The organism is Corynebacterium sp. (genome assembly GCF_030826625.1).
Taxonomy (GTDB): domain Bacteria; phylum Actinomycetota; class Actinomycetes; order Mycobacteriales; family Mycobacteriaceae; genus Corynebacterium.
This window is the reverse complement of sequence record NZ_JAPJNQ010000031.1, coordinates 1-24380: the sequence shown is the minus strand read 5'-3', so window position 1 is coordinate 24380 and position 24380 is coordinate 1. Positions and strand designations below refer to the sequence as shown.

Below are 24380 nucleotides of genomic sequence, written 5' to 3'. Positions count from 1 at the left end.
GCTCCAGTGACGCCTACGTGCTGGGTGAGATCAACTGCTCGTGCGTCGGTTTTAGCTCGCAGCTCGAATCCGGTATCCAAGAAAAAATCGCCGCTGAGGTAATCGCCCGGGTAGAAGCCCGGGCAGCAAAAGCGGCGAAGTAGAAAGCAGCCGAAGTAGACGGCGCTAGCCCAGCAGCTTTTCGACGCTGCCTGGATCGGCGTCGGAAAGCATTTGGCGGCAGCGGTCATACTCGGCGTCGTCGCCAATTGCTTTTGAAGCTAACGCGAGCGCGGCGATCGCGCGCAGCACGCCCTGATTCGGCTCGTGGGAAAACGGTACCGGACCCCAACCTTTCCAGCCGTTGGCGCGCAGGCGATCCAACCCGCGGTGGTAGCCGGTGCGGGCGCAAGAATAGGCGATCAGCTTCGCCTCGTTGCGCGATAGACCTTCTGCAGTTGCCTGCGAGGCCCACAGCGCAGAAACAGATTCTGCTTCATCCTCGCTGACCATCTTCAGGGTTTCTTCGGCACGGAAGGCCCACACCAACGGGCTCTCCGGAAACTGCAGTGCGGTTTCGGCTGCCTGCAGCTTTTCGCCTTGGGCAGGATCAGCGGGCAATTTGATTGGTTCTGGGGCAAGCATATCTTTCATTTCCATGCCCCTCAGGTTACTTGTTTCCTGCACCAACGTGGGGTGGAATGGGGTGCCTACTGGACTCGTCAGCGGTTCCAGAAATCGGAAACACCGAAGCCAAAGTGATACAGCGCGCGGCGAACCACAGGAAGCGACAACCCAATGACCGAGGACGGATCACCGTCGATGCGGTCAATAAACCAACCACCGAGCGCTTCCAAGGTGAATGCGCCTGCACATTTCCACGGTTCACCCGTAGCGGCGTAGGCAGCGATATCGTCTGCGGTGGCTTGCGCGAAAACAACTCTGGTGGCGGCGGCTTCGGTGTACACCTTCCCGTCGTAAAGCAGGCAATGGCCGGTCAACAGCTCCGCTTGGCGTCCCGCCTGGGCGTGCCAGCGTTCGATGGTGGCCGCTTCGGTGTGCGGTTTGCCTTGCAGCTGCCCGTCGAGAAGCAACATGGAATCGCCACCGATCACCACATCATTGGGGTAGTGCTGGGCGACGGCCTCGGCTTTTGCCTGGGCCAGTGCAGTGACGATTTCGGTTGCTCGCGCGTCAGCGAGCTGGCGCTGGATCGCGGCTTCGTCCACGGCAGCCGGGGCGATGATGGGCTCGACGCCAGCGGAACGCAAAATCCCAGCGCGTGATGGCGACTGGGAGGCTAAGACGATGCGGGGGGAAGGCTGGCTGTGGTTAGTCAAAGTGCACATTCCGGTAGGCAGATGGGTTGAAAACGGGGCGACCGCCGAGCGCACGGCCGGTACCCCAGCGGTTGTGCGGAGCGTGCACGCCAGCGGCTTCTGCGCGGGCACGGGCGTCTAATTTTCCGATGACGACGGTGAGTGCGGTCAGCTCGCCGGTGCTCGGGGTGCCATTAACGACAGAATAAGATTCCACTGCTTCTCCATGTTCTCATAGCTGTGCTCAGTTGTGGCTTACTGCGATCAGCTGTACTTGCCTGATATTGCTAATAAACACATCTGGTTGTGAGACGAATGTGTTACAGCGACATGCCTGCCTGCAGCGTGCGTGCTGTGTTTCGCTACAGCGTGATGTTGCCGTGCTTTTTCTGCGGGCTCATTACGACTTTCCGGCCCAGCATGCGTAGTGATTCAACCAGCTGACCACGGGTTTCGTTGGGTGGGATTACCGCATCGACGTAGCCACGCTCGGCAGCAGCATAAGGGTGGATGAATTTTTCTTCCATCTCCTTGGTTTTTGTTGCCATGATTTCCTCATCCGAGTCGGTGCTGCTTGTGGAGTCAGCACCGGAACCAAAGATGCCGCGGGCAGTCGCTGCAGCTTCAGCGATGGCGATCTGCGCTGTCGGCCACGCGTAAACCAAGTCGGCGCCGAGGTCTTTCGAGCCCATGAACACATACGCAGAGCCAAAGGCTTTGCGTAGAATCACGGTGATCTTCGGGACGGTGGCTTCGGCGTAGGCATAGGCGAGCTTGGCGCCACGGCGCAACAAGCCGGCGCGTTCTTCTTCGGCGCTGTGCACGAAATCCATCGCATCGACGAATTCAATAATCGGGGTGTTGAAAGCGTCACAGGTGCGGATGAAACGTGCAGCTTTTTCAGCGGCCGCGGAAGTCAGTGAGCCCGATTGGTGCGCAGATTGGTTAGCCACGATACCGACGGCTCGGCCTTCAATGTGGGCGAAAGCGGTGACGATATTCGGCGCATAATCTGCTTGGAGCTCAAAGATGCCGTCGTCGACCACGATCTCTAAGATTTCGCGCACGTCATAGGAGGCGTAGGCGTCATCCGGAATCAGGTTATCCAGTTCGTAGTCAGCTTCGGTGATGTTGTCCTGTACTGAACCGACTTGGATTTCGGCATCGGTGCGCAGCGCTTCGGCCATATTGTTGACTGGAAGATAGCCAATGACGGTGCGTGCGAGCTGCAAAGCTTCTGCATCAGAATCCGCGCGTAGGTGGCAGGTGCCGGACTCAGTGGCATGGATTTCGGCGCTGCCCACAGCGTGCGCATTCAGGTTGGTACCCGTGGCGCGCGCGATGGCTTCTTCGCTGGCGTGGTGCAGGTCTGCAGTTCCGTCGACCATGATCACGATGTCGGACATCGCAGGGCCGAACGCGTGCAAACCGGTGGTTTGGCCAGTCACCACAGAAATCTGCGGGATAACTCCCGAGGCGGCTGTCATGTGTGACAGGATTTTGGAATACATTGCCAAAGTGACGACGCCTTCGGCCAAGCGCGGGCCGGTGCCTTCGTGGATGGCGACGATGGGCTGGCCAGTTTTAGTGGCGAGTTGGTAGATCTTGCAGATCTTTTCGCCATAGACCTCGCCCAACTGCCCGGAGAACACCGAGTTGTCTTGCGAATATACGCAAACACGACGCCCGCCAATGGTGCCGTAGCCGGTGACCACCCCGTCGGTCAGTGGCTTGTTGTGCTCTAAGTCGAAATCGCTGACGCGGTGGCGAGCGAGCGCATCCGTTTCGACGAAGGACCCTGCGTCCAAAACCTGCTCGGCGCGTTCGCGCGCGGTGAGCTGTCCGGCCTCGTGACGCTTGGCGACGGCCTCAGCTCCAACGGGCTGCGCTGCATTTTCAAGGCGCTGGGCAAGGTCGGCGAGCTTGCCTGCGGTGGTAGTCATATCCGGTTGGGAAGCAGTCATAATCTTCTAGTTTAGATAACGGGAACCAAACCATGAAATGATACCAAAAACACAGTTGGGTTTAGGCCGTCCAATGGTAGTGCTCGCAGGTAGTGCGTGATTAATAAAAACGTACGTGCGGGAATTGGAACGGCTGGTATTCGCGCCCGATTTCTGCCACTAGACGACGGGTTTGTGGGGTGCGTGCGTTGCTGTTGCGGGTTGGGCGTGTAGCCAGCGAGGATACGATGGCCGATAGCGCGGCGAGCTGGTCGTGCGAGGGGTTTCCCTTGGTGATGCGCAACAGGGAGGTTTGTGGAGCGGAAAGCGTCGCGGAAGTCATGATGTTGTGATCCTTTCGGAAAGCTAATTAATGAGTGGAAGAATGCGCTGAGGTGCAGCTGTAATCGAGGCGCTGCTCTAATTCAGGCCGTGCTGTAATCGAGGCTCTGCTGTTACAGCGGGATATTTCCATGCTTGCGGGCCGGGCGAGCAACCGACTTATCGGCGTACAGGCGCAGGTTGCGCGCAATCATGCCGCGGGTTTCGCTCGGCAAAATCACCGCGTCAATCAACCCGCGCTCGGCAGCCTTGTACGGGTTGAGCATGAAATCTTCGTATTCCCGCTCGAATGAGGCTGCCAGGGCAGCGGTATCCAGGCCTTCGTCGCTAGCTTTCTTTAGTTCTTTACGGTGGATGAAACCAACGGCGCCGGCAGCTCCCATCACCGCGATCTGTGCAGTAGGCCATGCCAGGTTGACGTCGGCGCCCAGACCTTTCGAGCCCATGACGCAATATGCTCCGCCGTAGGCCTTACGCATGGTGACAGTAATTTTTGGAACGCTGGCTTCGCCGTAGGCATACAGCAGCTTTGCACCTCGGCGCAGGATGCCGCCGTATTCTTGTGAGGCTCCGGGTAGAAAGCCCGGGACGTCGACGAGCAAGACGACGGGAATGTTGAACGCGTCGCAAGTGCGGATGAAGCGCGCAGCCTTTTCGGAAGAGTCGATGTCCAGGCAGCCAGCGAAAACCTGCGGCTGATTGGCCACAAACCCGACGGTTTGGCCTTCGATGCGGCCGAAAGCCACGACGACGTTTTCTGCGCGCTTTTCTTGAATCTCCAAGTACTCGCCGTCGTCGGCAAGCGCTTCGATAACGTCGCGCACTTCATAGGGTTGGGTTGGCGAATCCGGGATGATCGAATCGAGTGCGTGATCGCTATCGGTGAGATTATCTTCGATACTGCCGGTTTCTGCCATGTGCGGCTCACGCGGTGGGCTCACACGGTTAGAACTGGGCAGGTAGCTAACCAGGTCATGTACCCAGTCGAGGGCTTCCTCGTCGGTTTCGGCGGTGTAGTGCGAGTTGCCAGCCAGTCCCATGTGGGCTGATGCGCCACCGAGTTCTTCCTGGGTGATTTCTTCACCGGTCACGGTTTTGATTACATCAGGGCCGGTGACAAACATTTTAGATTTTTTATCGACCATGACCACGAAATCCGTCAAGGCTGGCGAGTAGGCATTACCACCAGCGCAGGCACCCATGATCACCGAGATCTGCGGGACGACGCCAGAAGCCTGGATGTTTTGATAAAAGGTTTGCGCGATCCAGTCCAGCGAGACCACGCCGTCTTGGATGCGCGCTCCCGCACCCTCGTAGAGGCCGATCAGTGGGCGACCGGTGGTGATGGCAAGTTCCTGGATTTTTACCATTTTCTCGCCGTAGACTTCACCGAGCGCGCCGCCGAAAACGGTGCCGTCCTGGGAGAAGATGCAAACTTCCCGACCGTCGATGGTGCCCCAACCGGTGACGATGCCGTCGGTGACCGGGCGTCGTGCACCCATGCCGAAATCTTGCGTGCGGTGGCGGGCAAGCTGGTCGGTTTCGACGAATGAGCCCTCATCGAGCAGGTAATCCAACCGGTCGCGTGCGGTTAGCCGCTCTTGGGAGCGCACTTTCTCGTGTGCGCCGGTACCCATGGGGGCGTGGGCTTCTTCTCGGCGACGTTTGAGGTCAGCGATCTTTTCCGCGGTGGTTTCCGCGGCCAAGTTCTCCAAAGGTGAGGAAATAGTCATGTTTAGACTATAAGGGAGTTTTGCGACGAAAAGCACGTTTATATGCAAGTGAATTTAGTCACAAAACAAAACTGAATTGATGAGTGCGCCGTGCGGGCGCGCCCGCCACACCAAAGCAGATACGGCGAGCAATGCGGCGAAAACGACGGCGGGCAGTACCTGGGGATCATCGCGAAACAGATTCCACACCGCCTGGATGCCCGCGAGCAGCGTAAAAAAGCCAACGAAGCCTGCGATGGTTTGCCAGACCAGGCTTTCGCGCTGGCTGGCACCGTCACGGTATTCGGGGGAGTTTAAGCGTTCTGCGCTTACGGGCTCTTTTGCATCTCTAGCAGCCATCAAAACCGCTTAAGCTTTCACTCCACCGGCAGTCAGGCCAGAGACAATGCGGTGCTGGAATACCAACACCATGATGATCAGCGGGATCGTCACCAAGGCACCGGCTGCCATGGTGGCGGCGTAAGGGTATTCAAAAGCAGAGGGGCCAGAAAAACGGGCGATGGCGACGGTTACCGGCTCGGTGTCGCGGTTGGAAAGCTGGCGGGCCAGCATGAACTCATTCCAGGTGGTGATAAAAGCGATGATTGCTGTCGTAAACAGCGCCGGAGCGGCCAGCGGCAGCAGCACCAAACGGAAGGCTTGCCCCCGAGAAGCGCCGTCGACACGCGCAGCTTCTTCCAGCTCCCACGGCAGCTGCCGGAAAAATGACACCAGAGTGTAGACGGTCAGCGGGAGTGCGAAAGAAATATTCGGAATGATCATCGCGCGGTAGCTGCCGATCCATTCCAAATCCCCGAAAAGCTGGAACAGCGGTGTAACCAACGCGATGGCCGGGAACATCGAGGCAGCCAGAATGAGGCCGGTGATAAAACCTTTGCCTGGAAAATCCAAGCGTGCGATCGCATAAGCGGTAAACACGCCGACGGCGACAGCAATACCGGTCGTCGCCAAGGAAATCAGTAGCGAGTTGAAGATCGCGCCGAGGAAATCATTGCCCTTGTCTGTAGCCAAGGCATCGGCGAAGTTATCCAAGGTGAGGTGGGTGGGCCACGGCGTGGTGTCGAAGGTGTGCTTCGAATCGCGCAGCGCGGTGACCACCATCCAATAAAACGGGGCCAAGCCCCAGAAGATGATGAACGCCAGACCGAGATAGTGCCACAGATGTGACGGTTGCGCCCGGCGTCGGGAAGCTGTTGACGCTGCTCGCGACGTCGTTCGTGACCCTGCCTGTGTCGTTGCTTGTGTCATCGTGCCGACACCTCCTGCGGGGACTGTTCAGCATTGTTGCTGGTGGATGCTTGGCGCTCGTTGTTGTGCTCGCTCTTGCGCTCACGGTGGCGTCGCATGCGTGTGCGCTTACGGTCACTGCCAGAAACATTCGCGCCCAAAAAGCGGATCATGAAAAACGCCACGGCGAAAACGAGCAGGAAGATCAGCGTGGAGAGGGCAGAAGCCGAGTTGAAATTACCCTGTCGCATGTCCTCGACCACCAGCTGCGAAATCACCGCCGTTGGCGAATTCGAGGACCCAGAAATCATAATTACCGGCAAATCGTACATGCGCAGCGCATCCAGGGTGCGGAACAAGATCGCGACCATGAGCGCAGGCTTGACCAACGGCAGCGTGATGCGGAAGAAGCGTTGCAGGCGGCTGGCACCGTCGACCTTGGCAGCATCATAGACCTCGTTCGGAATCATCTGCAGCCCAGCAAGGATCAACAAAGCCATAAACGGCGAGGTCTTCCACACATCGGCGATGATCACGGCAAAACGTGCCGCCCAGGGGTCCGTCGTCCAGTGAATATCCGCGCCCAGCAAGGAGTTCACGATGCCGTGGTTGGCGAACATGAACTGCCACAGCTTGGCAGTCACCGCCGTGGGAATCGCCCACGGGATCAGCACGGCAGCGCGCACCAGCCCGCGCCCGCGGTATTTGCCGTTCATGATCAAAGCCATGGCCATACCCAGGATGATCTCCAGGCTGACCGTGACGACGGTGAAAAACAGCGTGATGCTAACGGCCGGCCAGAAATCCGTTGCCAGGGAACCAGGTGGGCAAGAAACGGCCATGCCGTCCGCACCCATGCAGCGGTTGTTGATCCACAGCAAATAGTTATCGAGGCCGGCGAAACCACCCTCGGTGAACAAACCGGTTTCTGGGTCGAGTTTCCGGTTGGCTTGGAACGACAAAATGACCGCGCGCACCACCGGATAACCAATCACGATGGCGAGCACGATCAACGCTGGGGCGATCAGCCAACCAGCCTGCCGAAGTTGTGAACTCCAGGTATTGCGAGTGGGCATATTAGCGGGAAGCTGCCTCGATAGCTTTCTTCATGTCCGCGATAGCCTCATCGACAGGTTTGTTTCCCTGCAACGCGGCATAAGCGTTGTCCTGGATAGCCTTCGAAATAGCCTCGTAGAACGGCGAGACAGGACGTGGAGCCGCGTTCTCCAGGGATTCCTTCAGTGCTGGAAGGTATGGGAACTGCTCGACCAACGAGTCATCCTCGTAGATAGAGGCCAGTACTGGTGGGAAGGAGTTTTCTGCGAACGAAGTCTGGTTTTCCTCGTTGATGATGAACTTCATGAAGTCCAAAGCAGTCTTCTTGTGCTCAGAGTTGACGTTAATGCCGTTGTTGTAACCACCCAGGGTGGAGACACCGACGCCGTCCTTGCCGACGAGCGGGGAGACTTCGAACTTGCCGGCGGTCGCCGAAGCTTCCTCTGCGTTGGTGAACATGTATGGCCAGTTGATGGCATAGGCAGTCTCACCCTCGGTGAACGCCAAATTGGTTTCTTCCTCGGTGGCAGACAGCGACGACGACGAGATGGTGCCGTCCTCGAAGGCGTCGACAAGTGCCTGCAGGCCTGCCTTGGCCTCATCGCTATCGACGACGACATCGTCACCGTCGAGTACGTGACCACCCCAGCCTTCGATGAAGCCGATGGTATTAACGGTGAGCCCCTCATACTGCTTCAGCTGTAAGGTCAGGCACTCGACGGCGTCGTCCAGCTGCTCACAGGAGCTCGCTAGATCGGCAAAGTTCTCTGGCTCAGAATCAACCAGTTCAGTGTTGCGGAACAACAGCTGGCCGTTGGTGTTTTGTGGCAGAGCATAGAGCTTGTCGCGATAAGTTGCCGATTCGACGGTGGCATCCAAGAGATCAGAGGTATCTACTTCGTAGTCGCCTTCCAGTGGCTCCAACCATTGGTTCGCGGCGAAGTCTGCGGTCCAGACGACGTCCAGTGCCATGACGTCGTAATCTGAGTTACCGGCCTGTAGCGACTGCACCAGGGTTTCGCGCTGGTCGTCAGCTTCACCGGCGAGTTCTTCGAGGGTGACTTTCTCGTCCGGGTGCTCCTCGTTCCATTTTTCGATGATCGGGGTGAGCTTATCGGTGTCGTTACGGCCCATCGCGAAGGTGATCGGTCCGCGGCCTTCTTCGCCGGAATCCGAAGATTCAGCGGTGGCATCTGCCGACGAATCTGCGCCGGTGGAATCCGCGCTGTCAGCAGAATCGTTGGAGGAACAGGCGGTGAGCACTAGCGAAGAGGCAAACACGGTGGCCGCCAGTTTGCCGGTGCGGCCGGTAGCGAGCGCGCGGAGCGATGGCAGCGTGGTGGTCTTGAGTGGCTGGGAAGTCATGGAAGAAGCACCTTTCTTATGGTTCTTGTGTGACGTGCCGTACGGGTGGCTCGCAAGTGGCTGTGTACACACAGATGTGATCTAACCTTAAGGCGAACCCACACGGGTACGAGAAGATTTCTGGCAAATCACCCCCGTGTGGGGTGTGTTGCGGTAGGAAACTATTGGGGCTGTTGGAGTGCCTGCCCGGTTTTGGCATCGAAGCGGTGAGCCTTCGCCGGGTCAAAAGACAACGCGACCTTTTCGCCACGTCTCGGGCGCGTATCGGCGGTCCATCGTGCGACAAAACGCTCAGGGTTGCCGCCCAAGGAAGCCTCAGACCCGTCGGCTGGGGCGATATAAATATAGGATTCAGCGCCGAGCTCTTCGACAATCTCGATGGTGCCGACGATGGTGTCATGCGCGCCGGGAATCGTGCTCGCGCCTGCAACTTCTTTGCTGGCGTGAATGTGCATATCTTCAGGACGCACACCGAAACGAATGCCTCCGCGCTCTCCGGCGCTGCCGGTAGCCCCGGTGCTGCCGGTGTCTGCCGGGAAAATATTCATCGCCGGTGAGCCAATAAACCCGGCGACGAACTCGTTTGCGGGGTGATCATACAGCTCACGCGGAGGCGCTACCTGCTGCAGCACACCATCTTTCAACACCGCAACGCGGTCACCCATCGTCATCGCTTCTACCTGATCATGGGTGACATAGACGGTGGTTGTGCCCAGGCGCTGTTGCAGGGCTGCCAGTTCGGAGCGTGTTTGCACGCGCAACTTGGCATCGAGGTTCGACAATGGCTCATCCATCAAAAACGCTTGCGGCTCGCGCACGATCGCCCGGCCCATGGCCACCCGCTGGCGTTGCCCACCAGAGAGCTCTTTCGGTTTGCGCTTGAGAAAGTCCGTCAACCCCAGGGTCTCCGCGGCGGCTGCAACCTTTTTCGCAATCTCAGCTTTGGGAACTTTCGCCAGCTTCAATGCGAAACCCATGTTCTGTTCCACGGTCAGGTGCGGGTAAAGCGCATAGTTTTGAAACACCATCGCGATATCGCGCGCGCCCGGTTCGGTACCGGTGACGTCTTTGTCTCCGATGAGGATGCGCCCGGAGCTGATATCTTCCAGCCCTGCGAGCGCACGCAGCGTCGTGGATTTTCCGCAGCCCGAAGGGCCGACGAGTACCAAGAATTCACCGTCGGCAATCTCCAGGTCCAACGATGACACCGACGGTGCCGCCGCGCCGGGATACTGAATAGTGACCGACTCAAACGTGACTTTTGCCATGCAAGCAATGTAGCACCAGTAGAATATCTGCCATGAGTCTTGATGCCCAGCAGCTTGCCGACGCTGTGGAGTTCGCGAGCGTGTCATATGCGGAATCCACCTCGTCGACGAACACCGATTTGCTTGCCGACGTCGATGCAGGCCCCTGGACGGTGCGCATTACGACGAACCAAACCGCTGGTAAAGGAAGGTTAGGTCGGGTATGGGAAGCTCCCGCAGGGGCGAATATCGCTATGTCGGTATTGCTCATGCCGAGTTCGATGGATCGCGTCGGAACCATTCCGCTGGTCGCCGGGCTTGCGGTTGCTGATGCGATTGGTGGCACGCGGTTGAAATGGCCGAATGATGTGCTGTTGGGCGAAAAAAAACTGTGCGGCATTTTGGCAGAAGCTGGCGGTGAGCTACCGCCCGCAGCGCGTGTTGTCGTTGGTTGGGGGATCAACGTGGACCTGAGCGAAGACCAGTTGCCGGTTCCGCACGCCACGAGCCTGCGCATCGCGGGTAAATCTACTGATCACACGCAAATTGCAGTGGATGTGCTGCGCAATTTTTATGACCGGATGCAGCAGTGGAAAGCTGATGATACGCAGCTGATGGAGGATTACCGGAACGCGTGCGTTTCCATCGGTGCCCGAGTACGCCTGGACAGCCACAGTGGCACCGTTGAGGGCACCGTGGACACCGTCACCGATGATGGGCGCATCAGCATCGACGGCACCGCGTTTTCTGCTGGCGATGTTTCCCATCTGCGTTTAAAAGACGGGAACTATAGCTAATGGCAGGCCCAGCTCGTCCCAGAAGTCCCAGAAACCGGGGGCTGGCGATTGCGCCGAACGAAAATGTGTTGGTAGATATGACAGCCCCGTTGACCGCGCTGGTCTTCCCGTTTCTCGAGGTTGTGCTGCTCACCGGGGTGGCCTGGATGGGCATTGGTTGGCTGGATAACCCGTATAACCTGCCGGAACCCGCTACTGGTGTATTCGAACCCGTGCTGCTGCACAACAGTGTGGTGACGGTGTGGCTGCTGTTAGTGGTCTGGCGTTTCGTGCTGCCGCTATTGCGCAGCCGCAAACAGCGTTTTATCGTTACTGATCAGCGGATTGTCGCCCGCCCGGCCAAGCTGACAGCGAAGGTAGATTCCATTCCTTTAGGACAGGTGCTGGATGTTGCACGTCGTCGAAAAGGGATTTCGCTGGCAGTGCGCGGGTTTTCGTATCCGCTGTATTTCGGCGGCGTTCCGAAATCGAAAAAGGTGGTTGGTGCGATCAACGCTGCTTTGCACCCGAGCCCATATTTTTGATCTGTGCGAGCCTGGTTACAATGGATTTTTGTGACTAACGCTTCCCAGACTGAATCTTCCCAAACCGAGCATTCTCAGACTCCATCCCAGGCTGCAGCTGCGCAAACTGCATCGACGCCTGCCGCTGATCTGCCAGTCGTTGCCGTCGTTGGTGATGGTCAACTCGCGCGCATGATGGCCCCGGCAGCGACTGAGCTGGGCCAATCTTTACGAGTTTTAGCTGGCAAGCCGGATTCTTCGGCAGCCCAGGTAACCAGTGATGTGTTCATCGGCGATTACCGTAACCTGGATGATTTACGTGCCGTTGCTGCAGGTACTGATGCCGTCACCTTTGATCACGAGCACGTTCCCCTGGAGCACCTACGCACCCTGCAAGCGGAAGGTGTGAACATTCAGCCAGGCCCTGACGCTCTGGAAAACGCACAGGACAAACTGGTGATGCGCCGCAATCTGGACAGCCTCGGCGTGCCGGTGCCAGCATTTGCACCGATCACCGATTCTGAGACCGCCCGTGCATTCTGGGAGGAACACGACGGCAAGGTCTGCTTGAAAGCCTGCCGTGGCGGATACGACGGCAAGGGTGTCTGGTTCCCGGAATCGATGGCACACTTGGACGCTCTTGTCGACGAACTACTGGCAGAAGACGTCGAATTGCTGGCAGAAACCAAGGTGGATTTTGTCAGTGAGCTTTCAGCAATGGTTGCGCGTGCGCCATCTGGTCAGCTGCAGACTTGGCCAGTGGTGGAATCGGTGCAGGCCGGGGGAGTGTGTGCCGAGGCCGTTGCACCCGCGCCGGGGCTGCCGGAAGCTCTGCGCAGTGAAGCCGAGAAACTGGCTGTGACCGTTGCCGAGCAACTGGATGTGACCGGCGTTTTGGCAGTCGAATTGTTCCATTATGTTGATGAATCAGGTACCGACCGGTTGAGCGTCAACGAGTTGGCGATGCGCCCGCACAACACGGGGCACTGGAGCCAGGATGGGTGCGTGACGTCGCAGTTTGAACAGCACCTGCGTGCGGTGCTGGACTATCCGCTTGGTTCAGCGGAGACTACCGAGCCAGTGACTGTGATGGCGAATGTACTGGGGGGCGAGGCTGATCCGGAGATGCCGATGCGCGAGCGCGTACGCGCGGTATGGGAGCGTTTCCCGCAGGCCAAGGTGCATTTATACGGCAAGGACTATCGTCCCGGCCGGAAGATGGGGCATGTGAACATTAGCGGACGGGCTGACGTTGCGGAAGTACGTCGGCAAGCCAGATTGGCCGCGAATTTCGTGGTTAATGCCCGGTGGGACGATGGCTACACTGGCTAGGCTGGAAGCGAACCAACGCTAAACCAACATTAAAACCAACGCTAAACCAATGAGGAGAACGCAATAATGAGCCAGGGCAACCCAGCTATTGGGCTGATCATGGGGTCGGATTCGGATTGGGATACGGTTAAACCGGCGGTGGAAGTATTCGCCGAATTTGGGGTGCCATTTGAAGTCGGCGTGGTATCAGCACATCGCACTCCCGAGAAGATGTTGGCTTATGCGAAACAAGCTCACACCCGTGGTGTGAAATGCATTCTGGCGTGTGCAGGCGGTGCGGCGCACCTTCCCGGCATGGTGGCTGCAGCGACGCCACTTCCGGTGATCGGCATTCCGCGGGCACTAAAGAACTTGGACGGATTGGATTCTTTGCTGTCTATCGTGCAAATGCCAGCGGGGGTGCCGGTCGCGACGGTATCGATTGATGGTGCGAAAAATGCTGGACTGTTGGCCGTGCGGATCTTGTCTGCCGGGCAGCCAGAGCTGGTGCAGGCAATGGCCGAATACCAAGAAAAAATGGCCCAAGATGTGGAGAAAAAAGATCAGCGGTTGCGTGAAAAACTCGAACGCATGGCCGAAGAAGAGGTCTAGATTGGCTGAGGCTGCGCGATGGAGTACCGCGGGATCCTGCAGCAGCCATAGCACCCTGAATAAAATTCCCCGGAAAATTGTCTGTGAACTGACAGTGCGCGTGTGATCCGGCATACTGTCTGAATGAAAACCTCAGAGGACCGTTCCGCGAAGCTTGCCGTTACCGTGTTCCCCATCGCCATTCTGGTGGGGATCACGATTGCGTATTTCTTTCCGGCACCGTTTCTGCCGCTTGCGGATTACATCACGTATTTCCTGATGCTGATTCTCTTCGCGATGGGGTTGACGCTCACCGTCCCGGATTTTCAGGAAATTGCCCGCCGCCCGTGGCCAATCTTTCTCGGCGTGATCGGGCAATTCATCATCATGCCGCTGATCGCGGTTGCCGTCGCTAAGCTGTTCGGGCTAGATTCCGCACTGGCCATCGGCTTATTGATGCTGGGTTCGGTTTCCGGAGGGACAGCCTCCAACGTCATTGCGTATTTGGCGCGTGGCGACGTCGCGCTTTCCGTTGCGATGACCTCGGTATCCACACTGGTCTCACCGATTGTGACCCCACTGCTTATGCTGGCATTAGCCGGGAAAGACATTGCTGTTGATGGTGCTGGAATGGCCCAAACCTTGGTACAAACCGTGTTGCTTCCGGTTATCGGAGGTTTGGTGCTGCGCTATTTCCTCGACGGCTTTATTACCCGGATTACTCCGATCCTGCCATGGGTTTCCATTGTCGGTATCTGTCTGGTGATGTTTCCGATGGTAGCAGGGGCAGGTGAGCGTCTTGCGCAAGTCGGATTTGTCCTGGTGATCGCCGTATTACTGCACAACATCATCGGTTACGTGTTGGGCTATCTCGGAGGAAAACTGCTGGGCATGCCACGCTCGTACAACCGCACTGTCGCAATTGAAATCGGCAGCCAACAATCTGGTTTGGCCTCGGCGATGTCGGCAAAATTTTTCAGTCCAGAAGCCGCACTACCGGGCGTGGTGGCCGCAATTGTCCACAACATCACCGGCGCAGTCTTTGCCACCATCGTGCGCCGTACTGGAGCCGAGGCTAAAAAGTAAGCTTATTCACAATATTGCATATCTGTTAGCTGATGAGTAACTATAATTGCGGGGCATGATCTTCCAACGAACCGTGCCAAAGCGTTTGTCCTTGCAACCGCTGCCCGATAAATTTGCCGATTATCTACGGACCTTTGCTTTTACCGGAGCAGATGGTGCAACTGCTGCAGAAAGCGTCGAAATCGCAGCACCGTTTTTGTCCCATCCACTGGGGTGGGTTCCGAAAGTTGGTGCTGATGTCGCAGTAGAAGCTTTTGATAAAGCACGCGTGGTGCAACCTGAGTGGCATGAGCTCGGCGTGAAAAAGCGCGCGAAAATCTTTAAGAAATTCCATGATCTGGTGCTCAGCAACCGTGAGCTGATCATGGACTTAGTGCAGCTGGAGATGGGCAAGGCCCGCGCGGGGGCGTTCGACGAGGTCACCGACGTGGCGAACAATGCTCGGTATTACGCGGGGCAAGCACCCAGGCTGCTGCGTCCGCAGAAAAAGCGTGGTGGCATGCCGGTGCTGACCAAAACTTACCTGCATCATGATCCGAAGGGCGTCGTTGGGCAGATCAGTCCGTGGAATTATCCCTTTAGCTTAGGTATTGCCGATGCTATCCCGGCGCTGTTGGCAGGTAACACCGTCGTCGCCAAGCCGGATTCGCACACGCCGTTTACGATGTTGCTGATTGCGCACTTGTTGTCTGAAGCGGGGCTTCCTGACGGTGTGTTCACTGTTGTGATCGGCTCTGGCGGGGTAGTGGGCAGCGCGATTGCTGAAAACTGTGATTTCTTGATGTTCACCGGCTCGACCGCCACCGGCAAGATCCTAGCGGAGCAAGTGAGTAAACGCCTGGTTGGTTTTTCTGCGGAACTTGGTGGTAAAAATCCAATGATTGTCGCCAAAGATGCCCACCTGGATACAGCGGTTCGTGCGATTACGCACGCGTGCCTGTCGAATACGGGGCAGTTGTGTGTCTCCATTGAGCGTATTTATGTCGAACATGACATTTACGACGAATTTTGTGAGAAGCTTGCGGACGCTTTCCAGTCTCAGAAACTAGGAGGTGCGCTGGACTGGAAAAACCAGGTCGGTTCGTTGGTCAGCGCAAGCCAGCTGGAGACCGTGCAAGAGTTTGTGGCTGATGCGAAAGACGCTGGTGCGCGAGTGCTTACTGGTGGCAGGGCCCGTCCGGATGTGGGTAAGTATTTTTACGAGCCGACGATTTTGCTCGATGTACCAGACAGTGCCCGTCTGTTGCGCGAAGAAGTTTTTGGGCCAGTCGTGTATATCCAGCCGGTGGCGGATCTGGACGAAGCAGTCACGGCTGCAAATGACACCTGCTATGGGCTGAATTCTTCGGTATTTGCTGCACCGAAAACCGCGTGGAAGATTGCTCCACAGGTCCAAGCGGGATCGGTCAACATTAACGACGGTTACGTTGCTGGTTGGGCCTCGGTCGATAGCCCGATTGGTGGGTATAAGGAATCAGGGGTCTCACGCAGGCATGGCGCAGAAGGGCTATACAAATACACTGAGCCGAAAACGATCGCACAACAACGTGGTTTCCCGATTTGGGGGCCGCGACGTCTTTCGCAAAAGGCCTGGTCACGGGTCTTGAGCTGCAGTTTATCGCTGGGAAAGAAAACAGGGTTGCTGCGTTAGCAAGTATTCGTTATAGTAGGAAGTGTCTTCACAGGCCGTGGCCTTGGCCACCACCCCCCCGAGTGGTCACTGGCCCTCCTGTCGAAGGCATTGCCCCGCGGAATTCACCCCCCCCGAAATTCCGCGGGGTTCTAAAATTTTTATATAAGTCGTGTTTTCGGCGCTCACCATGAATGCCCCGGCGTGCATGGTTTGCTTGACTCACCACCGTTAGATCACTAGACATAAAATATGTCGCTTAAAACAACATCAACCCGTCACTTCGGACACAACCTCAAAGAACACACACTCACCGTGCCCTGGGATCCACAAAATCCTGCAGCGAGAACTTTCGAGCTCTACGCCCGCGAAATCTACGCGGATGGCAACGAAGAAAAACCAGCCATCGTCTACCTAGAGGGCGGCCCGGGATTCCCGTCACCACGTCCGTTCGGCGGGGCAGGCAAAGTCGCCGGATCAGAAATTGGTGGGGTAGTGGGCAAAGCCCTGGAAGAATTCCGCTTCATCCTGCTGGATCAGCGTGGCACCGGCCGTTCCCACCGCATCGACAGCGCCAGCCCAGCCGAAGACTTAAGCGTCGAACGCCTGTCGAAACTCCAGCAAAGCTATATCGTTGACGACGCCGAAGCACTGCGCAAAGCCCTGGGCATCGAAAAATGGTCCCTGTTTGGCCAGTCCTTCGGCGGCTTCTGCATCACCTCCTATCTCTCGCGCTACCCAGAGGCCATCGAACACGCCTACCTCACCGGCGGTCTCCCCGCTACCAGCGTTGGCATTGACGACGTCTACCGCTCCACCTTCGACAAAGTCAAAGCCCGCCACCAGGGCCTCTACCGCGAATACCCGTGGATCGATGACCGGATCCGCGAAGTCTGCCACCACCTGGATCAGTCCCAAGAACTCTTGCCGACGGGCGAGCGCCTGAGTGCACGCCGTCTGCGCACCATCGGCATCACCCTGGGGCAGGGGCCGGGATTCCACACCCTGGCGTATCTTTTCGAAGACCCCTTCCGCACTGTCGGCGGCGAAAAGCGCCTGAAAACCGACTTCCTGAGCAGCGTCTCCGGTATGGTCTCGTTCGCTGACGGCCCTTTGTATGCCGCGATCCACGAATCCATCTATGGCGGCGTGGTTACCCCGGGCGCTACCAATTGGTCTGCGCACCGCATCCGCGAAGAGATTCCCGGTTTCGAAGAAAACGCTGATCCGCGCTCGAAAAACGAGCCGTTCTATCTCACCGGTGAGCACGTCTTCCCGTGGCAATTCGATGAGGATCCCGCACTGCACGCTTTCCGCGAAGGTGCCCACGATCTGGCACAGTATAATTTCCAGGCCTCGCCTTATGACCGTGAGGTGTTAGCAACCGCGCCAGTATCCGCTGCTGCGACATATTTCGACGACATGTATGTGCCATTCGAGCTGTCCTTAGATACCGCGCGCGCTTATGCGGATTGTCGCCTGCACGTCACCAACCTGTATCAGCACGACGGCATCGGCTATGCGGGAGAAGACATCTTCACCGCACTGCGCGATAAAGTGCGCGATTTCTAGCCCTCCGCGGCACCAGTCTTGCCAGAAACCTCAGCAGCAACGGAGGCTTCAGAACGCACCTGCGCAGCGGCCAGCAACCGAGCGGTATAGGCTGCGGCAGGTGCCTCCCAAATCGTTTCTATGGGGCCAGCTTCGATGATCCGTCCGTCGTGCATGACGATGACCTCGTCACAGATCTGGCGCACCACATGCAGGTCGTGGCTGACGAAAATCAAGGTCAACCCGTAGTTTTCCACCAGCGCATCCAGAACTTCGAGCACTTGTGCGCGCACGGATACATCAAGTGCCGAAACAGCTTCGTCGGCAAGCAAAATATCGGGGTAGCCGGCGACGGCACGCGCGATGGAAATACGTTGACGCTGTCCACCGGAAAACTCATGAGGAAACCGCGTGCCCGAATCGGCAGGCAGACCGACTTCCGCAAGGATTTCGCTAACCCGCTCGTCGTTCCCGCCACCTTCCGCAACCGTGCGCTCGATGGTTAGCCGTGGATTCAGCGAAGCGAACGGATCCTGGAACACCATCTGTACACCAGCATCGACCTGCACATTTCCCGCTGTCGGTTGCTGCAAACCAGCGAGGATTTTCAGCAACGTGGATTTGCCCGATCCTGATGCCCCCACGACGCCCAGCCGAGCACTCTGGCGCACCCGGAGATTAATATCTTGCAGCACAGTGGTTTCCCCATAAGCCTGAGTAACGTTTTCCAGTGCGATTACGGCTGGGGTGCCCGGATGCGTCTCGTCTGCCGCTTCCACCGCGCGCGCTGGCAACTCATGCCGAGAAGCCGCCAATAAGCGCTGTGTATAAGGTTGCCGGGGGCGTGCCAAAACCTCCCGCGTCGCACCACGCTCGACTGTGCGACCCCGGTGCAGTACCAGGACATCATCGCACATCCGCTTGACGACGTTGAGATCATGGCTAATAAACAGCAACGCCATCCCGCGCTCGCGCACCAAGCGTTCAATCAGGCTGAGTACTTCATCTTGCGCAATCACATCCAAGGCAGTGGTCGGCTCGTCACAAATCAGCACCTCTGGGTCCTGCGCAATCGCCAATGCCAGGAGCACCCGTTGGCGCTGGCCACCGGATAATTCGAAAGGATAGCGGGCGACAAAACCCGGGTCCAGGCCGACCTCCGCTAACAACGAGCGTGCTTGGCGGCCCAGCAGCGGGCCGATCTTCTGCAATGGATCCAGCGCAGACATTGGTTCTTGAAACACCATGCCGATGCGTTTGCCACGAATACCGGACCACCGCTTTTCACGTGCGCGCCGGGTAGCCTTCCCCTGGTACATCTCAGTACCTGCGATACGTATGCCGCCGGAAACCCGGACCCCACCTGGGCATAAGCCGAGCAGCGCCAACGCCGTCAGCGATTTCCCGGAGCCTGATTCACCGATGATTCCCAACCGCGCACCGGCGGCGAGGCTGAAGCTGAGATCGTCGACAAGTACGCCAGCCGAATCGACCGCAGCCTGGATGCGCAGGTTTTTTACTTCCAGCAAGCTCATCGTTTTCTCCTACGCGGATCGAGGTGGTCACGAAGCCCATCGCCCAACAGGTTGAAACCCAGCACCGCTAATGCAATCGCAAGGCCGGGCCACAGTGCCAGCAGGGGAGCGCTGGCTAATTGAGTTTGGGCGGCTTGCAGCATCAAACCCCACGACGGGTGCGGTGGACTGGCACCTAAGCCCAGGAAACTCAGCGCGGCTTCGGCAAGAATCGCTAAGGCAAACGCCACGGATGCTTGCACGATGGCCAGGCTGCGAATATTCGGCCACACGTGACGCCAAGCGATCATCGGTTCAGAAACCTGGGAGATGCGAGCGGCCGAAATATAATCCTGCGTCACAACTTGCAGCGTGCCCGCCCGGGCGACCCGCGCAAACCCCGGGATGCCCGCGATACCAATCGCTACCATTGCCGTAAACGTCGACGGTCCAAAAACAGCAGCTGCGATAATCGCCAATAACAGCGCAGGAAAGGCGAGCAGTAGATCAGCACCTCTCATGATCACGGTGTCGATCCAGCCGGCACGCATTCCAGCCCAAATACCGAGCGGAATGCCCAACGCAGCAGAGATCCCTACCGCGACTACACCAACGAAAAGCGTGACCCGAGCGCCAATCATCAACCGGGACGCAATATCGCGCCCGAACCGATCCGTTCCCAACCAATACTGCGACGACGGTGCTTGCAGCCGGTCTGCCGGTGCGGCGTGTAGTGGATCGTGCGGTGTCCACAGCAATGAGACCGCAGCGATGACGATGATCCCCGCGACGATACAAGCGCCGATCCATAGGCTGAGGTTTTTCTGTGCCGTGCTGTTCATGAGCGCGCCGCCCGTTTTTGCTTGCTGGTAGCTGTTTGACGTCCCGTTCGAGCTTGCCGACGAAAACTGCGTCGCACACCATTTCGTACACCATTTCGCACACCGCTGTTTCGACGCAACCGCGGATCAACGATCCTATAAGCCAAGTCGACTACGAGTGTGACCACCAAGGTGAAAAATACCAACACCATCACCAACGATTGCACAGTCGGCAGATCCCGGGCATGAACGGCATCCAACAACATGGAGCTTAAACCCGGAATCACAAACACCCGCTCGATCACCACCGCGCTGGCTATAAGCGTCGCCAATTGCACACCCGCTACCGTTAACACCGGCAGTGTTGCATTGCGCAAGCCATGGCGACGTAAAGCCTGCAATTCCGTGTCCCCGCTAGCGCGTGCAGTGCGCAGATAGTCTTGTTCGATGACTTCCAGCACAGCTGAGCGCACATAGCGCGTCAAAATCGCAGCCTGTACCAATGCCAACAAAAAACCGGGAGCACCAGGTGAGAAAGGAAGCCACCGAAACCATACTTTGGCGGCAACCAACCGCCAGCTGGGAGCCACCCCAGGTGCACGGCGAAAATTGCCACCAACACAATCGCCAATAAGAACGACGGCACAGCGATCCCCAGCTGCACCAACCCGGATAATACTGCGGCATCCGGCTTAGCCTGCCGATAAGCCAACCAGGTGCCCACCGGCACTGCGATTAGCAACGACAAGGCCATCGCCAAGCCCACCAAAATCAGCGAGACCTGTGCACGATCAAGCACCAGCGGGGTGATGTTTTCCTGGGAAACTAGCGACACCCCGAAATCACCGCGCAACAGCCCAGAAACCCAATCCCAGTACTGCACCAACAGTGGGCGGTCCAGACCCAGTGCAGCAGACAATTGCGCTATATCCTCATCCGAAGCAGATACCCCTAGCGCCACCCGCGCTGGGTTGCCAGGCGCGGCGCGCAGCACAACAAAAATCAACATCGAGGAGAGTGCCAAGAGCACCAGAAACCTGGCGCAGACCCGGGCGAGGGCACGAATCATGCGGCCTCCTGCTGTTCACGTTGGTCATCGCGTCCGTGGTGATTGCTGCGTTCTAAAGTAGATAATTTTATTGAATCAGTAACCATGGTTGGTGTGATCCCGGAAATACTCGGGTCAGACAACACGATATTCGGCAGGTTTGCGATCGTCAGCGCACCCGCGGATTCCATGATCAACTCGATGGCATCTGCCATCTCGACGGTTGGATCCGCGCTGGTGGCGGCATCGTCGAAAAGCTTGCGCACCTGCGGGTCATCAAAACCGAGATAATAATCAGGATTACCAAACATGTGCTCGGTATCGCGGGCTTCCAAGTGCGCGATAATTGAGGCCTGGTAATCCGCTGCCCCGTGCACCTGATTCAGCCAGACCGCTGGAAATTCCACGGTTTCCACAGCAACCTGGAATCCCACCTCACGCAATTGCGAATAAATCAGCTCTGCCAGCAACCGAGGATAAGGCAGCGATGGCACAGTAAGCGTGACCAGCTCGCCGTCATAAGAACTGCTGGTCAACAGTTCCCGTGCGAGGTCTGGATTGAAGGGATAAAAACCGTCGTCAGAAGACGCAAGATCAGCTGACTCAGCTTCGCGTGCGCGCTGCACAACCTCGTCAAACCATGGGTCTGTCGGCGAGACCGGAGCACCCGCAGTATCCGTAGCGTGCCCGGAAAAGACCACCTCATTCGCAGCGTGCCGGTCAATCGCATAGGCCGCAGCCTGGCGCACCAACGGATCGTCGAAAGGCGCGGCATTGTTATTCATAGAGAAAATAATCTCGCCGTTGGTGGTGCCAATATCGACGTTGATGGAATCATCTAGCGACCCCAGCAGTTCGGGGGCTTGCATCGCCCATACCAGATCTACCTGGCCAGACTGCAGGGCATTGATCGACGAAATCGCATCCGAAAAATACCGAATCTCCACCGGCGTTTGTGCGGGAGCACCCCAGTAATCTTCGCGCGGGGCAAAACGGATCGACTCCCCCGTGGCAAAACTTTCTACCGTCAACGGACCCGTGCCGACGGGATCACTGGCCAAAGTATCCACACCGGTGGGCGAGAGCATCGCGCCGATCGTCGTGCCCATCGACCACAACCACCCAGAATCGGGCTGCCGCAATCGCACGCGCAAGGTGTGTTCATCGACGGCGGTTGCCTCGGAGACCACATCCATCCCGGCTTTCAGGCCGTTCGTCCACTCGTTTTGCACATAGGCAATGCTAAAAGCTGCCGTTTCTGCATTAAAAGGAGAACCATCTGAAAAATTCACCCCGTCACGCAGGTGAAAAATATATTCGGTGCGATCATCCGAAACTTCCCAGCTGGTTGCCAAATGCGGTTTGATCTCGCCGTCGTCGTCGATGCGCACCAAAGTCTCATACACGTCAGTCAGCAGCGCGCCTGGTGCGGCAGAACCACCGTTATTGGTGAAATCCAGTGAGCTGGCAGCAGAGGTCGAGGCTAAGACGATGGCCTCCGCATCACCGGGACGCGCGTAATTGGCGGTGTGCCCGGCCGAACACCCGGCTAACGCTAGCGCGCTGACTGAGGCAACAACTGAGCTGACTGCTCTGCGCAAAGGCGTGCGCACTAGCCCAACTGCCAAGCGTTCGCCAGATGCTGCATGCCCGCCGCGGTGTCGTCGAAGGTGGTGCCTTGCAGAGAAATCATCAGCTCATCGGCATGTGCGGTAGTTGCGAAATCCTGCAGGTAGTCGCGTACTTCGCCCTCGGTACCGACGGCGGTGTAATGCAGCATGGAAATAATTTGTTGACCCTGTGGCGAGTGCACCAAATCTTCTAACTGGGCGTCGGTGATCTTCCGGCCACGCGCAGCGAAAGCACGTACGCGACTGCGAGCTACCTGGTCAAATTGTTGTTGAGCGCCCGCGGTGGTCTCGTCGGCGATGACGTTGACCGCCGCGATGACATAAGGCTCGGAAAGGTATTCGGACGGCTGGAAATGTTCGCGATAATAAGCCGTGGCATTTTCCAAGTGTTGCGGAGCGAAATGCGAGGCGAAGGCATAGGGCAGGCCATATTTCGCTGCCAGGGAGGCGCCAAACATGGACGAGCCCAAAATAAACAGTGGCACATTGGTATTCCGGCCCGGAATCGCAATGACACCGGGAACGGGGGAATCTTCCGGTGCACCCAAAAAACCTTGTAGTTGGCGCACATCGTCAGGGAAGTTTTCGGCCGCACGCGGGTCACGTCGTAAAGCACGACCCAAAGTGTGCATATCGGTGCCTGGTGCTCGGCCCAAGCCAAGATCGATACGGCCGGGATACATTTCCGCCAGCGTGCCGTACTGTTCTGCGATGGAATAAGGCGAGTGGTTTGGCAACATCACACCACCGGCGCCCAAACGGATCGAGTCCGTGTGCGCACCCACGTGTGCCATGATCAGCGCTGGCACGGATGAAGCGATGTGGGGCATGTTGTGGTGCTCGGCGTACCAAATACGCGAAAAGCCAAGTTTTTCTGCAGAACGAGCAAATTCCACCGACCGAGCCATGGTGTCGGCGGTGGATTCTCCGGAATACAGAGTGCAGAAATCAATCAGGGACAGAGGGATTCTCTGAGTGGAAGCGTTGGCGGGACTAGCGGAGCTAGCTGCACTAGCGGCATCAGCGGAATTAGTGGAACCAGCGGAACCAGTGGAAACAGAATCAGACATAATGCCCGCCAAATTAGTCTTTGATTATCTTCTGCGCAATATTTTCCAGCGCAATATTTTCTTGCGCGAAGGTTTCCTCGTAGAGGCGTTTATGCTCCGCGCATGGCTTCCTGGCGCAGGCGAGCCTGCTCTGGTGCTTGCCGTGGCTTGGAAATATCCATAATGAGGCCAATGATTACAGCGATGAGCACCGGCAATACCCAGCCGAGGTCTACTGCGTGCAGTGGCGTCCACCCGATGATCGGCTCCAGGCCTTCCGCACCCTGGGATACGGCGACCATGAACGCGGACCACACGACGGCGGTCCACAGCCCGATGCGGAAGGTGAAGAAGAAGTTGACCTTGCCGCCGAATGCGGGCTCGAGCAGAGTCAGAATGATCAGGGTGATTGCTGGCGGGTACAAGAAGATGATGATTGGCACGGCAATATCCAGGACGAAATCCAGACCCTGCGCGGCCAGCACCAGCGAAACCACGGTGAAGATGACGGCCCAGACGCGGTAGCCCATCTGTGGGGTCAGCGTCGCAAAGAACTCAGAGGTCGACGAGATCAGACCAACGGCGGTGGTCAAACACGCCAGCAAGACGATGAAAGCCCAAATGATCTGGCCTGGGG

General features: G+C 57.6%; 23 protein-coding genes and 1 pseudogene. 8 read left to right on the top strand and 16 right to left on the bottom strand.

What is annotated here, in order from left to right; all coding sequences use genetic code 11:
- Positions 1–165: 165 nt before the first annotated feature.
- The 6 genes from RCH87_RS05445 to RCH87_RS05420 form a co-directional block, all read right to left on the bottom strand.
- Positions 166–639, bottom strand: a complete 474-nt coding sequence (locus tag RCH87_RS05445) for a DUF3151 domain-containing protein (RefSeq protein WP_306515717.1) — start codon at positions 637–639, stop codon at positions 166–168.
- Between the two features lie 62 nt (positions 640–701).
- Positions 702–1319 (bottom strand): nucleoside triphosphate pyrophosphatase, encoded by a 618-nt coding sequence (locus tag RCH87_RS05440; protein ID WP_306515716.1) that lies wholly within the window; start codon positions 1317–1319, stop codon positions 702–704.
- Positions 1312–1515: an acyl-CoA carboxylase epsilon subunit gene (locus tag RCH87_RS05435; RefSeq protein ID WP_306515715.1), complete on the bottom strand. Its 204-nt coding sequence runs from the start codon at positions 1513–1515 to the stop codon at positions 1312–1314. The genes RCH87_RS05440 and RCH87_RS05435 overlap by 8 nt, the downstream gene beginning before the upstream one ends.
- Before the next feature lie 145 nt (positions 1516–1660).
- Positions 1661–3262, bottom strand: coding sequence for an acyl-CoA carboxylase subunit beta (locus tag RCH87_RS05430; RefSeq protein ID WP_306515714.1), 1602 nt, complete (start codon positions 3260–3262; stop codon positions 1661–1663).
- A 100-nt stretch (positions 3263–3362) separates the two neighbouring features.
- On the bottom strand, positions 3363–3584 hold the full coding sequence (locus RCH87_RS05425; RefSeq protein WP_306515713.1) for an acyl-CoA carboxylase subunit epsilon: 222 nt from the start codon (positions 3582–3584) through the stop codon (positions 3363–3365).
- A 112-nt stretch (positions 3585–3696) separates the two neighbouring features.
- The gene (locus RCH87_RS05420) at positions 3697–5316 is read right to left on the bottom strand and encodes an acyl-CoA carboxylase subunit beta (RefSeq protein WP_306515712.1); all 1620 of its coding nucleotides are present in this window, start codon (positions 5314–5316) and stop codon (positions 3697–3699) included.
- A 90-nt stretch (positions 5317–5406) separates the two neighbouring features.
- On the opposite strand from RCH87_RS05420, the gene RCH87_RS05415 reads away from it, so the two are divergent.
- Entirely contained in the window at positions 5407–5613 is a 207-nt protein-coding gene (locus RCH87_RS05415; protein ID WP_306515711.1) for a hypothetical protein, read from the top strand.
- Positions 5614–5664: 51 nt separating this feature from the next.
- Here RCH87_RS05415 and RCH87_RS05410 read toward each other — a convergent pair whose 3' ends face one another.
- The 4 genes from RCH87_RS05410 to RCH87_RS05395 form a co-directional block, all read right to left on the bottom strand.
- Positions 5665–6564 carry a carbohydrate ABC transporter permease gene (locus RCH87_RS05410; RefSeq protein ID WP_306515710.1) on the bottom strand — a complete coding sequence of 300 codons (900 nt, stop codon included), beginning with the start codon at positions 6562–6564 and terminating at the stop codon, positions 5665–5667.
- On the bottom strand, positions 6561–7619 hold the full coding sequence (locus RCH87_RS05405) for a carbohydrate ABC transporter permease (RefSeq protein ID WP_306515709.1): 1059 nt from the start codon (positions 7617–7619) through the stop codon (positions 6561–6563). Before RCH87_RS05405 ends, RCH87_RS05410 begins: the two co-directional genes overlap by 4 nt.
- Position 7620: 1 nt before the next feature.
- Entirely contained in the window at positions 7621–8964 is a 1344-nt protein-coding gene (locus RCH87_RS05400; protein ID WP_306515708.1) for an ABC transporter substrate-binding protein, read from the bottom strand.
- A 161-nt stretch (positions 8965–9125) separates the two neighbouring features.
- Positions 9126–10232, bottom strand: coding sequence for an ABC transporter ATP-binding protein (locus RCH87_RS05395; RefSeq protein WP_306515707.1), 1107 nt, complete (start codon positions 10230–10232; stop codon positions 9126–9128).
- 32 nt (positions 10233–10264) lie between these two features.
- Here RCH87_RS05395 and RCH87_RS05390 point away from each other — a divergent pair, with 32 nt between their 5' ends.
- The 7 genes from RCH87_RS05390 (at position 10265) to RCH87_RS05360 (ending at position 17701) form a co-directional block, all read left to right on the top strand.
- Positions 10265–11008 carry a biotin--[acetyl-CoA-carboxylase] ligase gene (locus tag RCH87_RS05390; RefSeq protein ID WP_306515706.1) on the top strand — a complete coding sequence of 248 codons (744 nt, stop codon included), beginning with the start codon at positions 10265–10267 and terminating at the stop codon, positions 11006–11008.
- A gap of 77 nt (positions 11009–11085) precedes the next feature.
- Positions 11086–11532, top strand: coding sequence for a hypothetical protein (locus RCH87_RS05385; RefSeq protein WP_306515705.1), 447 nt, complete (start codon positions 11086–11088; stop codon positions 11530–11532).
- 30 nt (positions 11533–11562) lie between these two features.
- Positions 11563–12843, top strand: a complete 1281-nt coding sequence (locus RCH87_RS05380; RefSeq protein WP_306515704.1) for a 5-(carboxyamino)imidazole ribonucleotide synthase — start codon at positions 11563–11565, stop codon at positions 12841–12843.
- A 66-nt stretch (positions 12844–12909) separates the two neighbouring features.
- Complete coding sequence (gene purE, locus RCH87_RS05375) at positions 12910–13434, top strand: 5-(carboxyamino)imidazole ribonucleotide mutase (RefSeq protein ID WP_306515703.1); 525 nt, start codon at positions 12910–12912, stop codon at positions 13432–13434.
- A 123-nt stretch (positions 13435–13557) separates the two neighbouring features.
- Entirely contained in the window at positions 13558–14499 is a 942-nt protein-coding gene (locus RCH87_RS05370) for a bile acid:sodium symporter family protein (protein ID WP_306515702.1), read from the top strand.
- 55 nt (positions 14500–14554) lie between these two features.
- Complete coding sequence (locus RCH87_RS05365) at positions 14555–16150, top strand: succinic semialdehyde dehydrogenase (RefSeq protein WP_306515701.1); 1596 nt, start codon at positions 14555–14557, stop codon at positions 16148–16150.
- A gap of 231 nt (positions 16151–16381) precedes the next feature.
- Positions 16382–17701, top strand: a complete 1320-nt coding sequence (locus tag RCH87_RS05360; RefSeq protein WP_306515700.1) for an alpha/beta fold hydrolase — start codon at positions 16382–16384, stop codon at positions 17699–17701.
- Here the strand turns inward: RCH87_RS05360 and RCH87_RS05355 are convergent.
- The 6 genes and pseudogenes from RCH87_RS05355 to RCH87_RS05330 all read right to left on the bottom strand — a co-directional run.
- Positions 17698–19215 (bottom strand): ABC transporter ATP-binding protein, encoded by a 1518-nt coding sequence (locus RCH87_RS05355; protein ID WP_306515699.1) that lies wholly within the window; start codon positions 19213–19215, stop codon positions 17698–17700. The two genes, RCH87_RS05360 and RCH87_RS05355, sit on opposite strands and share 4 nt — an antisense overlap.
- Positions 19212–20036 carry an ABC transporter permease gene (locus RCH87_RS05350; protein ID WP_306515698.1) on the bottom strand — a complete coding sequence of 275 codons (825 nt, stop codon included), beginning with the start codon at positions 20034–20036 and terminating at the stop codon, positions 19212–19214. Before RCH87_RS05350 ends, RCH87_RS05355 begins: the two co-directional genes overlap by 4 nt.
- 113 nt (positions 20037–20149) lie before the next feature.
- Positions 20150–21084: pseudogene (locus RCH87_RS05345) on the bottom strand (ABC transporter permease); the annotation flags it as partial.
- Positions 21081–22676: an ABC transporter substrate-binding protein gene (locus RCH87_RS05340; RefSeq protein ID WP_306515697.1), complete on the bottom strand. Its 1596-nt coding sequence runs from the start codon at positions 22674–22676 to the stop codon at positions 21081–21083. The pseudogene RCH87_RS05345 and the gene RCH87_RS05340, both read right to left, overlap by 4 nt.
- Positions 22676–23764: an LLM class flavin-dependent oxidoreductase gene (locus RCH87_RS05335; protein WP_306515696.1), complete on the bottom strand. Its 1089-nt coding sequence runs from the start codon at positions 23762–23764 to the stop codon at positions 22676–22678. Before RCH87_RS05335 ends, RCH87_RS05340 begins: the two co-directional genes overlap by 1 nt.
- 89 nt (positions 23765–23853) lie before the next feature.
- Positions 23854–24380, bottom strand: a 527-nt coding sequence (locus RCH87_RS05330) for a branched-chain amino acid transport system II carrier protein (protein WP_306515695.1), incomplete at its 5' end; no start/stop codon positions are given.

Bases quoted from the DNA above. Each gene is read 5' to 3' on its own strand.
- RCH87_RS05390 (WP_306515706.1), top strand. From the start codon at position 10,265: ATGAGTCTTGATGCCCAGCAGCTTGCCGACGCTGTGGAGTTCGCGAGC.
- RCH87_RS05335 (WP_306515696.1), bottom strand. From the start codon at position 23,764: ATGTCTGATTCTGTTTCCACTGGTTCCGCTGGTTCCACTAATTCCGCT.
- RCH87_RS05350 (WP_306515698.1), bottom strand. From the start codon at position 20,036: ATGAACAGCACGGCACAGAAAAACCTCAGCCTATGGATCGGCGCTTGT.
- RCH87_RS05370 (WP_306515702.1), top strand. From the start codon at position 13,558: ATGAAAACCTCAGAGGACCGTTCCGCGAAGCTTGCCGTTACCGTGTTC.
- RCH87_RS05445 (WP_306515717.1), bottom strand. From the start codon at position 639: ATGGAAATGAAAGATATGCTTGCCCCAGAACCAATCAAATTGCCCGCT.
- RCH87_RS05410 (WP_306515710.1), bottom strand. From the start codon at position 6,564: ATGACACAAGCAACGACACAGGCAGGGTCACGAACGACGTCGCGAGCA.
- RCH87_RS05365 (WP_306515701.1), top strand. From the start codon at position 14,555: ATGATCTTCCAACGAACCGTGCCAAAGCGTTTGTCCTTGCAACCGCTG.
- RCH87_RS05360 (WP_306515700.1), top strand. From the start codon at position 16,382: ATGTCGCTTAAAACAACATCAACCCGTCACTTCGGACACAACCTCAAA.
- RCH87_RS05420 (WP_306515712.1), bottom strand. From the start codon at position 5,316: ATGACTATTTCCTCACCTTTGGAGAACTTGGCCGCGGAAACCACCGCG.
- RCH87_RS05400 (WP_306515708.1), bottom strand. From the start codon at position 8,964: ATGACTTCCCAGCCACTCAAGACCACCACGCTGCCATCGCTCCGCGCG.
- purE (WP_306515703.1), top strand. From the start codon at position 12,910: ATGAGCCAGGGCAACCCAGCTATTGGGCTGATCATGGGGTCGGATTCG.
- RCH87_RS05355 (WP_306515699.1), bottom strand. From the start codon at position 19,215: ATGAGCTTGCTGGAAGTAAAAAACCTGCGCATCCAGGCTGCGGTCGAT.
- RCH87_RS05425 (WP_306515713.1), bottom strand. From the start codon at position 3,584: ATGACTTCCGCGACGCTTTCCGCTCCACAAACCTCCCTGTTGCGCATC.
- RCH87_RS05430 (WP_306515714.1), bottom strand. From the start codon at position 3,262: ATGACTGCTTCCCAACCGGATATGACTACCACCGCAGGCAAGCTCGCC.
- RCH87_RS05395 (WP_306515707.1), bottom strand. From the start codon at position 10,232: ATGGCAAAAGTCACGTTTGAGTCGGTCACTATTCAGTATCCCGGCGCG.
- RCH87_RS05405 (WP_306515709.1), bottom strand. From the start codon at position 7,619: ATGCCCACTCGCAATACCTGGAGTTCACAACTTCGGCAGGCTGGTTGG.
- RCH87_RS05385 (WP_306515705.1), top strand. From the start codon at position 11,086: ATGACAGCCCCGTTGACCGCGCTGGTCTTCCCGTTTCTCGAGGTTGTG.